Genomic DNA, 9,919 nt, shown 5'->3' on the forward strand with positions numbered 1-9,919 from the left:
GACATGCACGCCCGCCAGGTGGCCGAAATGGTGCTGAATCGCCGCTATTGCATGGTGGGAATCACGGCCTCGGGCCGCAGAGCCCTTGCATCGGCAAGAGAATTGGTGGACACCATCAGGGCCTCCGTCAGGCGCGTCACGCCGATCGTGCTTGGGGGAAGCATCGTCGCAGGTGGATCGAACCTGAAGGCCCAGACCGGCGTCGACCACGTCGTCCGTGACGTGGAATCCGCCCTTCGTCTGTGCGGGCTGGAAGGTTTCATAACGAATTCGGCGCAAGCTGCGCCTGACGGAGGCCGGACCGGGAAGATCCCGGCGGCGGGGAACGTGGCGGGATGAACACGCGCGGATCAGATTTCTGGGATCAGCCGTCGGCCCCGCCGATCGGTCCGGAACAGTTCAACGAGATCGTGACGACCGCCGCCGATCTCGCCATCGTGCTCGACACCGAGGGCACGGTTAAATCGGTCATCACGAACCCCCTCAATCCCACGCTCGGCAGGCTCGACCACTGGAAGGAGCGCGACATCCGCGAGTTCATGGCCGAGGACAGCCTGTCGAAGCTCGAGACCCAGCTCGACGCCTACCGGCGCGGCCAGAAGGCCAAGGTCGACGCGATCGAGGTGAACCACTACGACAACGCGAATTGGGAATTCCCGATCCGCTACACGCTGCACAAGACCGGCAACCCGAACATCATCCTGATGCTCGGCCGCGACCTGCGCCCCATCGCGGAACTGCAGCACCGTCTCGTCAAGGCGCAACTCGCGCTCGAGAAGGATTACGAGACCCACCGCGACTACGAGACCCGCTATCGCGTCCTCATGGAGGAGGCGCGCGACGCCTTCGTCCTGGTCGAGGTCGCCTCGGGCCGCATTCTCGACCTCAACACGTCCGCCGCGCAGGTGCTCGGGGCCGAGGCCGACGCGCTCGTGGGCGGGACCTTCTCGCAGGAATTCGACGGCCGCCGCCGGGGCGAGTTCATCGAGGGCCTCGTCCTCGCCGCCGGCGACGAGACCGTGGGCCAGGTCCAGGTCCGCAGTCGCCGCTCACGCATGGACGTGACGATCCACCCGACGGTCTTCCGCGCCGCCGGGGACCGTATCCTGCTGTGCCGGATCGACGCGGCCGAGGCCGCGACCGCCGTGGCCGCCGATCTCGGCCAGATCCTCTCGGGCCTCTATCGCGAGGGACCGGACGCGATGGTCTTCACGGACCTGCACGGCACGATCCGCTCCGCCAACGACCCCTTCCTCAGCCTGACGGATGCCGGGCAGCTCTCGGACGTGAAGGGCAAGTCGCTCGGCGAGTTTCTCGCCCGGGGCAGCGTCGATCTCAAGGTGCTGACCGACAACGCGGCCCGCCACGGCAAGATGCGGCTCTATTCCACGCGCCTCGAAGGCTCCTTCGGATCGCAGCTCTCGGTCGAGATCTCTGCGACCCACATGACCGGCGCCTCCGGGCAGGGCTTCGCCTTCGTGCTGCGCGACACCTCGCGGCTCGAGGTGATCCGCGAACCCGGCGCCGCCGTCCCGGCCGCGCCCGTCGGCGCCGCGCCGATCTCGGACGACGCGATGCGCAACGTCATGGACCTGGTGGGCTCGGCCCCGCTCAAGGACATCGTGTCGGCCACCACGGACGTGGTCGAGAAGATGTGCATCGAGACGGCGGTGGAACTGACGAACAACAACCGCGTCGCGGCCGCCGAAATGCTCGGCCTCTCGCGGCAGTCGCTCTACGTGAAGCTCCGCAAGTACGGCCTTCTCAGCAAGAACGATCCCGCGGACTGAGACCGCCCCGATCCCGATTAAGGGCCCGGCCGTCGCGCCGGGCCTTTTCGCATCCGTCAACCTGATTTTACACTTGCCGAGTCGGGTAGTGTCAACTTATCCTGACACTCATGAGTGTAACGACCGACCTCACCCCCTCCGCAGACCGCAGCGTCCCGGAACCCCGGGCCGTTCTGACGCTGCTCAAGCCCATCACCTGGTTCCCGCCGATGTGGGCCTATCTCTGCGGCGCCGTCTCGGCCGGCGTCGCGCCCTCCGGCCACTGGTTCACGCTGTTCATCGGCGTGATCCTGGCCGGTCCGATCGTCTGCGGAATGAGCCAGGCGGCGAACGACTGGTGCGACCGCCACGTCGACGCCATCAACGAGCCGGACCGCCCGATCCCCTCGGGCCGAATCCCGGGCCGCTGGGGCCTGTGGATCGCGCTCGCCATGTCCGGCCTCGCCGCCGTCCTCGGCATGGCGCTCGGCCCCTGGGGCTTCGGCGCGACGCTGGTGGCGATCGCCGCCGCCTGGGCCTATTCGGCCGAGCCGGTGCGCCTCAAGCGCTCGGGCCTCTGGGGTCCGGGCCTCGTCGGCCTCAGCTACGAGAGCCTGCCATGGTTCACCGGGGCCGCCGTCCTCGCCGCCGGGGCGCCGTCCTGGCCCGTCATCATCGTGGCACTGCTCTACGGGGTCGGCGCGCACGGGATCATGACGCTCAACGACTTCAAGGCGCTCGAGGGCGACCGGCAGATGGGGGTGAACTCGCTCCCCGTCACGCTCGGGCCCGAGCGCGCGGCGAAACTCGCCTGCGTCGTCATGGCGGTTCCGCAACTGGTGGTCTTCGCCCTGCTCTACATGGTCTGGGACAGGCCCTGGCACGGGCTCGCCATCGCGGTCTCGCTCATCGCGCAGCTCTATGCGATGCAGGTGCTCCTGCGTGACCCGAAGGGCCGCGCGCCCTGGTACAACGGCGTGGGCGTCACGCTCTACGTCTCGGGCATGATGGTCACGGCCTTCGCGGTCCGAAGCCTCGAGGCATGGCCATGACGCTCAGCTGGTTCCAGATCGTCCGCCTCGGCCTTGTCCAGATGTCGCTGGGCGCGATCGTCGTCCTGATGACCTCGACGCTCAACCGCCTGATGGTGGTCGAGCTTGCGCTGCCCGCGATCCTGCCGGGCTTCCTCGTGGCGCTGCATTACGGCATCCAGCTCACCCGCCCGCAATGGGGCTACATGTCCGACACGCTCGGGCGGCGGACACGCTGGATCATCGGCGGCATGGGCCTTCTGGCGCTCGGCGGGCTCTCTGCGGCCTGGGGCGTCGTCCTGATGGAGGAGAGCTTCGCGCTCGGTCTCGGCGTCTCGATCCTCGCCTATGCGATCATCGGCATCGGCGTCGGCGCGTCGGGCACCTCGCTCCTCGCGCTCCTCGCCACGGCGACCGCGCCGCGCCGCCGCCCGGCCGCCGCGACGATCACCTGGCTCATGATGATCTTCGGAATCGCGGTCACTGCGGGCGTCTCGGGGCAGTTCCTCGACCCCTACACGCCGCTTCGCCTGATGGAGGTGGTGGCCGTCGTCACCGCGCTCGCCTTCGGCGTCACCTGCCTCGCCGTCCGCGGCATCGAGCGGCGCGTCGTCTCCCGTCCCGAAGCCGAAAGCGCACCCTTCCTCGAGGGCCTGCGCGAGGTCTGGGCCGAGCCGCGTGCGCGGATGTTCACCATCTTCGTCTTCCTGAGCATGACCGCCTACTTCATGCAGGAACTGATCCTCGAACCCTATTCCGGCCTCGTCTTCGGCTTCACGCCGGGGCAGTCCACCTCGCTCTCGGGGGCGCAGAACGGGGGCGTGTTCCTCGGCATGGTTCTGGTCGGCGTCGCGGGCACCGCGCTCAGGATCGGGACGCTCCGGCAATGGGTCATCGCGGGCTGCGTCGGATCGGCGGGCGCGCTGGTTCTCATCTCGACACTGGGCCAGATGGGGCCCGGCGCGCCGCTGGTGCCGGCCGTCGTCCTCATGGGCTTCTTCAACGGCATGTTCGCGGTCGCCGCCATCGGCTCGATGATGGCGCTGGCCGGCGAGGGGCGCGAGGCGCGCGAAGGCACGCGCATGGGCCTCTGGGGCGCGGCGCAGGCCATCGCAGCGGGCTTCGGCGGCCTCGTGGGCGCGGGCCTCGCCGACGCGATGCGCACCGTGATGTCCGACCCCTCGGCCTTCGGCACCGTCTTCATCCTCGAGGCGATCCTCTACATCGCCTCCGCCTTCATGGCCGTCCGCATCATGGACCGCCGTCCGCAAGCCTCGGCCTTCGGGGCCGCCGTTCCGGGAGAATGACCATGAAATACGATGTCGTCGTCGTCGGTGGCGGGCCCTCGGGCGCGACCGCGGCCGAGGATCTGGCCCGCTCGGGTCACAAGGTGGCGCTGATCGACCGGGCCGGGCGGATCAAGCCCTGCGGCGGCGCGATCCCGCCGCGCCTCATCCGGGACTTCCACATCCCCGAGGAGCAACTCGTCGCCAAGATCACCACGGCACGCATGATCTCGCCCACCGGGCGGCGCGTCGACATCCCGATCGAGAACGGTTTCGTCGGCATGGTCGACCGCGAGCATTTCGACGAGTTCCTGCGCGCCCGCGCGGCCGAGGCCGGGGCCGAGCGCTTCACCGGCACCTATACCCGGATCACGCGCGACCGAGACGGAACCCACGTCCACTACCGCGACAAGGAGAGCGGCGAGGAGCGGGTGCTGACCACGCGCATGGTCATCGGCGCGGACGGCGCGCGCTCGAACGTGGCGCGGACCGAGGTGAAGGGCGGCGACAGGATTCCCTACGTCATCGCCTACCACGAGATCATCGAGAGCCCCGGACCCCGGGGCGAGTATCACCCCGACCGCTGCGACGTGATCTATGACGGCCGCATCAGTCCCGACTTCTACGGCTGGGTCTTCCCGCACGGGAAATCGGCGAGCGTCGGCATGGGCAGCTTCGTGCGCGAGGTGGACCTCAAGAAGGCCACCGCCGACCTGCGCGAGGCGAGCGGCCTGGCCGACTGCCCCACGATCCGGCGCGAGGGCGCGCCGATCCCGCTCAAGCCGCTCGACGAGTGGGACAACGGACGCGACGTGGTGCTGGCGGGCGATGCGGCGGGGGTCGTGGCCCCCTCCTCGGGCGAGGGGATCTACTACGCCATGGTCGGCGGCCGTGTCGCGGCCATCGCGGCGGCGACGAAGCTTCAGACCGGAATGATCAAGGACCTCAAGCTCGCGCGGAAGCTCTTCATGCGCGAGCACAGATCGGTCTTCAAGATCCTCGGCGCGATGCAGGACGCCTACTACAGGTCCGACGAGCGGCGGGAGCGTTTCGTCAGCCTCTGCCATGACGTGGACGTGCAGCGCCTGACCTTCGAGGCCTACATGAACAAGGAACTCGTCAAGGCGCGGCCCCTTGCGCATCTGAAGATCGGGCTCAAGAATATGGCCCACCTGACAGGACTGGTCCCGGCGACACGGACATGAGCATCGAGATCCCCACCTGGGTCGAGGGGCAGCTCCGCCCCGTCGAGAAGCTGGAGGCGCACAAGCGCGGCCTCCGGCACAAGGCGATCTCGGTCTTCCTGCTCAGGGACGGCGAGGTGCTCCTCCAGCGGAGGGCGCTCGGCAAGTATCACACGCCCGGCCTCTGGGCGAACACCTGCTGCACGCATCCGTTCTGGGGCGAGGCGTCGATCGACTGCGCCACGCGGCGGCTGGCGGAGGAGCTGGGGCTTCTGGACGTGACGCTCGAGTTCCGCGACACGGTCGAGTACCGCGCCGACGTGGGCGGCGGGCTGATCGAGCACGAGGTCGTGGACATCTTCGTCGGCGAAGTGCCGAAAGGGGTTGAGCCCGCGCCCGACCCCGAGGAGGTCATGGACACGATCTGGCACCCGCTCGACACCCTCGCCGAGGAGGTCGCGCGGCGGCCCGCGGGCTTCACGCCCTGGCTCCAGATCTACCTGCGAGACCACGCGCGCGCGATCTTCGGCACCGTCCCGGCCTGAGGCCTCTCCGATTGCACGGAATCGGTCCATGCTGGACGGCATGTCGAAACCCGTTCCGTTGAGGTGTCCGCCGATGCGCAGCCTGGTCCTGATCGCCGCCCTTATCCTTGTCGCCGCCGCGCCGCCCGCGCGGGCGCAGCAGCTCATCGGCGAGTACTTCGCGCTCCTCTCGCCGACCGACTTCTACAACAGCAACGGTGTGCGGCTGGGGGATTTCGGGCAGATCCTCCAGCAGGACCGCGCGAACTTCCACCGCTTCGGCCGCCGCGACGACCTCGACCAGTGGGACCCGGTCTTCGGCGACGCGAGCCAGCGGGCCCGGATCCCGCAGATCTGGAGCGTTGCGCAGGGCTCGGAATACATCCCGGGCTGGGTCCTGTCGGGCCAGACGCGCTATGTCCACGTCCAGATCTACGGCACCGGCGGCGTACCGAGCTACATCCTCGTGCACGAAGGCGCAGGCTAGGCCCGCGCCTTCCCCGGGATCGAGGCGACGCCCAGGGCCGCAAGCGCGGTCGCGGCGATGTCCACGGGCGTCAGGCCCGCCTCGGCATACATCTGCGCGGGCGAGGCCTGGTCGATGAAGCGGTCGGGCAGGTGCATGGTGCGCACCGAACACCGCCCGTCGAGCTGCCCCGTCGCCGCCAGGTGGTGGAGCACGATCCCCCCGAAGCCGAGCATCGAGCCCTGTTCCACCGTGATCAGCGCGCGGTGGCCGTTCACCAGCCGGTCCACGAGCGCCGTGTCGAGCGGCTTGGCGAAGCGCGCATCGGCCAGCGTGACGGAGAGGCCCTTGGCCTCGAGCTCGCGCACGGCCTCCCGCGCCTCGGCGAGGTGCGCGCCGAAGGAGAGGATCGCGATATCGCGCCCCTCCTGGAGGACGCGCCCCTTGCCGATCTCCAGCACTTCGCCCGTCTCGGGCATGGCGACGCCGACCCCTTCGCCCCGCGGATAGCGGAGCGCGATGGGCCCCGCGTCATGCGCGGCGCAGGTGGCCATCATGTGGATCAGCTCGGCCTCGTCGGCGCAGGCCATGACCGTCATGTTCGGCAGCGCGGCGAGATAGCCGATGTCGAAGGCGCCCGCATGGGTCGGTCCGTCCGCCCCCACGAGGCCCGCCCGGTCGATCATGAAGCGGACCGGCAGATTCTGGAGCGCGACATCGTGCACGATCTGGTCGTAGCCCCGCTGGAGGAAGCTCGAGTAGATCGCGCAGAAGGGCTTGAGCCCGCCCGCCGCGAGACCGGCGCAGAAGGTGACGGCGTGCTGCTCGGCGATGCCCACGTCGAAGACGCGGCCGGGCATCGCCTTTTGCAGGATGTTGAGACCCGTGCCGCCGGGCATCGCGGCGGTGACGCCGACCACGCGCGAATCCGTCTCTGCGAGCCGTTTCAGGGTCTGTCCGAAGACCGTCGTATAGCTCGGCGCGTTCGGCTGCGACTTCTGCTGCGCGCCGGTCTTCACGTCGAACCTGTTGACGCCGTGGTAGCAGTCGTCCGCGCCTTCCGCGGGGGCATAGCCCTTGCCCTTCACCGTCACCGCGTGGATCAGGACCGGCCCGGTCGCCTGCGCCTTGGCCGCGCGCAGGACGTGGAGAAGCTGGCGCATGTCGTGGCCGTCGACCGGCCCGATATAGGTGAAGCCCAGGTGCTCGAAGAGAGTCGCGGACTTGGGGTGGCCGGTCACGAGCTCCCGCGCGCGCTCGGCCCCCTGGCGGAGCGGTTCGGGCAGGTGCGCGGCGACGCCGTCGGCGATGTCCTTCAGCGTATGGAAGGGGGTGCTCCGCCCGAGGCCCGCGAGGTAGCGCGACATGGCGCCCACCGGGGGCGCGATGCTCATGTCGTTGTCGTTGAGGATGACGAAGAGCCGCCGGCCGAGGTCGCCCGCGTTGTTCATCGCCTCGTAGGCCATGCCGGCCGAGATCGATCCGTCGCCGATGACCGCGATGGCGTCGCCCGTCGCCTCGCCGAGTTCGCGCGCCATGGTGAAGCCCAGCGCGGCGGAGATCGAGGTCGAGGAATGCGCGGCGCCGAACGGATCGTAATCGCTCTCGGCGCGCTTGGTGAAGCCCGAGAGGCCGTCCTTCTGGCGCAGCGTGCGGATGCGGTCGCGCCGGCCGGTGACGATCTTGTGCGGGTAGCACTGGTGGCCGACGTCCCAGACGAGCTTGTCGTAGGGCGTGTTGAAGACGGCATGGATGGCGACGGTCAGCTCGACCACGCCGAGGGAGGAGCCGAGGTGCCCGCCGGTCACGGAGACGGCGCTGATCGTCTCGGCCCGGAGCTCATCGGCGCATTGCGCGAGTTCGGCGTCGGTCAGGCGGCGCAGGTCCGAGGGATAGCGCACGCGGTCGAGGACGGGGGTATGCGGTCGGTCGTTCATGGGGTCGGTCCTCCCAAACCGGATTCGAGAGACAAGAAAGACCGCGGACGGGGTCTGAACCCGCCCGCGGTTCCAGTCGACCTACGAAGGGACGTAAGGTTTCCGGATGGCCCGGGGCGGGAAAACCCGCCCGGGGCCGAAGTCGATGGGGGCCTCCGCCCGCATCCGCCTCACTCGAAGGCGGAGTAGTCCGGCTCGCCGTCGACGACGGCCAGCTCGGGCCAGTTGCGGATCACGTTCAGGCCGTTGAGCGGCTGCTGCTCGCCCTGGTGGCAGGTGCGGCAGGCCATCTTCGGCACGTCGGCGTAGATCGGGCCGAGGCGTTCGGCGGGCAGCACGTCCTGAAGCGGCAGGATGTACTGCTCGAGCTGCTCCTGCACCATGATGATCCCGAGGCTGGCCGTCGCCCACTGGGGCGTGACCTGCGAGGGATCGTAGAACGCGCGGCTGTTGTGGCAGAACACGCAGTTCACCCCGAGCGAGTTGGAGAAGTAGTTCATGAAGGCGTAGGTCCGCTCGGTCTGCTGGATGAGCGGGTCGCCCGGCATGTTCTCCACCCGGCTGGCGAGGTCGTGCACGACGATCGGGTTGTAGCCGCCCTCCTCGTTCAGGAGGAGGTAGTGCTGCAGGTAGTCGGACGGCAGCGAGGTGTAGTTCGACACCATCGTGACCCGGTTCTGGATCGCCGGCCAGCCGCGCGTGTTGGCGTTGACCCCGATCCAGCCGTCCTCGTCCATGCCGCGCGTGTTGAACCACACGTTGTTCGGCACCGGCTGCCCGCGGTGGCAGGTGTAGCAGGTGACGCCGACCTCCGCGTTGGCCTGGACGTGGGCGGCCCAGTTCTGGTTGATGTTCTGGGTCATCTCGATCATCGAGTAGGCCACCTGCGTCTGGTAGCTTTCGTTGCCCGGTTCGAGCAGATCGGGAATGCCAGTCCACGAGCGCATCGCCTCGACGAGGCGCTCGTAGTTCTCGACCGTCACGTTGGCGAGGGAGGGGGGCACGCCCTCGAGCGCGTCCCCTGCCAGTTGCGAACCGGCCGTGGGCAGGACCGGCTCGGACGTGACGTAGCCGTCGACGTCCGGGTAGATGGCCAGATCCGACACGAACTCCTGCACATGCATGCCGGTGCCGCGCGGACCCGTCTGCTGGCTGGCTGTGGCGAAGGGCTGCCCCCAGGCCACGATCATCGCCGCGACGAAGACCGCCGATCCCGCGATGCCCACCGCGATGGCCGGACCGAAGATGTTAGTCGGGTTGTCGCGGTTCCAGTTGTCAAACCACTTGGGAAACATGGTTCACTGCCCTCCCGTCGGCGCGATGCCGCCAAAGTCCTGGTAGGTGCCATAGGCTTCGTAGCCGTATGCGCCGAGGTACTCGGGGGCGAAGTTGTGTTCGATGGCCCAGATGAACCAGTTGTCCACGACGGTGCCGGTCAGAAGGATGCCGATGCCGCCGGTGATCGGCGTCAGGACGGCGAACCACCAGGCCCAGCGGTGGATACCCTCCATCGTGGCGTTGAAGCCCATCGTCCAGCGCCAGAAGAGGCCGGCGCGCTCCGAGGCGGTGCCCCGGTCGGCGATCTGCTCGAGCTCCCGGTCGCCGCCGTAGCGGGAGACCGCGAGGATCGTGGCGCCGTGCATCGCGAAGAGCAGCACGGATCCGTAGAGGAACACGATCGAGAGCGCGTGGAACGGGTTGTAGTAGAGGTTCCCGTAGCGG

General features: G+C 68.7%; 8 protein-coding genes and 2 pseudogenes. 7 read left to right on the top strand and 3 right to left on the bottom strand.

What is annotated here, in order from left to right; translation table 11 throughout:
- From ACTS11_RS02095 to ACTS11_RS02125, 7 genes and pseudogenes are all read left to right on the top strand, one after another.
- Nucleotides 1–339 (top strand): annotated as a pseudogene (locus ACTS11_RS02095) (hypothetical protein); the annotation flags it as partial.
- A gap of 71 nt (nt 340–410) precedes the next feature.
- Nucleotides 411–1,790: a transcriptional regulator PpsR gene (ppsR, locus tag ACTS11_RS02100; protein ID WP_442638696.1), complete on the top strand. Its 1,380-nt coding sequence runs from the start codon at nt 411–413 to the stop codon at nt 1,788–1,790.
- A gap of 110 nt (nt 1,791–1,900) precedes the next feature.
- Complete coding sequence (gene chlG / locus ACTS11_RS02105) at nt 1,901–2,821, top strand: chlorophyll synthase ChlG (protein ID WP_442638697.1); 921 nt, start codon at nt 1,901–1,903, stop codon at nt 2,819–2,821.
- Nucleotides 2,818–4,107, top strand: coding sequence for a BCD family MFS transporter (locus tag ACTS11_RS02110; protein WP_442638703.1), 1,290 nt, complete (start codon nt 2,818–2,820; stop codon nt 4,105–4,107). The genes chlG and ACTS11_RS02110 overlap by 4 nt, the downstream gene beginning before the upstream one ends.
- Nucleotides 4,108–4,109: 2 nt before the next feature.
- On the top strand, nt 4,110–5,291 hold the full coding sequence (locus ACTS11_RS02115) for a geranylgeranyl diphosphate reductase (protein WP_442638698.1): 1,182 nt from the start codon (nt 4,110–4,112) through the stop codon (nt 5,289–5,291).
- Nucleotides 5,288–5,815 (top strand): isopentenyl-diphosphate Delta-isomerase, encoded by a 528-nt coding sequence (gene idi / locus ACTS11_RS02120; RefSeq protein ID WP_442638699.1) that lies wholly within the window; start codon nt 5,288–5,290, stop codon nt 5,813–5,815. The genes ACTS11_RS02115 and idi overlap by 4 nt, the downstream gene beginning before the upstream one ends.
- 73 nt (nt 5,816–5,888) lie before the next feature.
- Nucleotides 5,889–6,281 (top strand): hypothetical protein, encoded by a 393-nt coding sequence (locus ACTS11_RS02125; RefSeq protein ID WP_442638700.1) that lies wholly within the window; start codon nt 5,889–5,891, stop codon nt 6,279–6,281.
- Here ACTS11_RS02125 and dxs read toward each other — a convergent pair.
- The 3 genes and pseudogenes from dxs to ACTS11_RS02140 form a co-directional block, all read right to left on the bottom strand.
- Nucleotides 6,278–8,197 (bottom strand): 1-deoxy-D-xylulose-5-phosphate synthase, encoded by a 1,920-nt coding sequence (gene dxs / locus ACTS11_RS02130; protein WP_442638701.1) that lies wholly within the window; start codon nt 8,195–8,197, stop codon nt 6,278–6,280. The two genes, ACTS11_RS02125 and dxs, sit on opposite strands and share 4 nt — an antisense overlap.
- 170 nt (nt 8,198–8,367) lie before the next feature.
- Nucleotides 8,368–9,492, bottom strand: coding sequence for a photosynthetic reaction center cytochrome PufC (pufC, locus tag ACTS11_RS02135; protein ID WP_442638702.1), 1,125 nt, complete (start codon nt 9,490–9,492; stop codon nt 8,368–8,370).
- Nucleotides 9,493–9,495: 3 nt separating this feature from the next.
- Nucleotides 9,496–9,919: pseudogene (locus ACTS11_RS02140) on the bottom strand (photosynthetic reaction center subunit M); the annotation flags it as partial.

It is taken from the genome of Roseicyclus sp. (assembly GCF_052168335.1).
Lineage (GTDB): Bacteria > Pseudomonadota > Alphaproteobacteria > Rhodobacterales > Rhodobacteraceae > Roseibacterium.

Coding starts and splice junctions, on each gene's coding strand:
- ACTS11_RS02125 (WP_442638700.1), top strand. CDS start 5,889: ATGCGCAGCCTGGTCCTGATCGCCGCCCTTATCCTTGTCGCCGCCGCG.
- idi (WP_442638699.1), top strand. CDS start 5,288: ATGAGCATCGAGATCCCCACCTGGGTCGAGGGGCAGCTCCGCCCCGTC.
- ACTS11_RS02115 (WP_442638698.1), top strand. CDS start 4,110: ATGAAATACGATGTCGTCGTCGTCGGTGGCGGGCCCTCGGGCGCGACC.
- pufC (WP_442638702.1), bottom strand. CDS start 9,492: ATGTTTCCCAAGTGGTTTGACAACTGGAACCGCGACAACCCGACTAAC.
- dxs (WP_442638701.1), bottom strand. CDS start 8,197: ATGAACGACCGACCGCATACCCCCGTCCTCGACCGCGTGCGCTATCCC.
- chlG (WP_442638697.1), top strand. CDS start 1,901: ATGAGTGTAACGACCGACCTCACCCCCTCCGCAGACCGCAGCGTCCCG.
- ACTS11_RS02110 (WP_442638703.1), top strand. CDS start 2,818: ATGACGCTCAGCTGGTTCCAGATCGTCCGCCTCGGCCTTGTCCAGATG.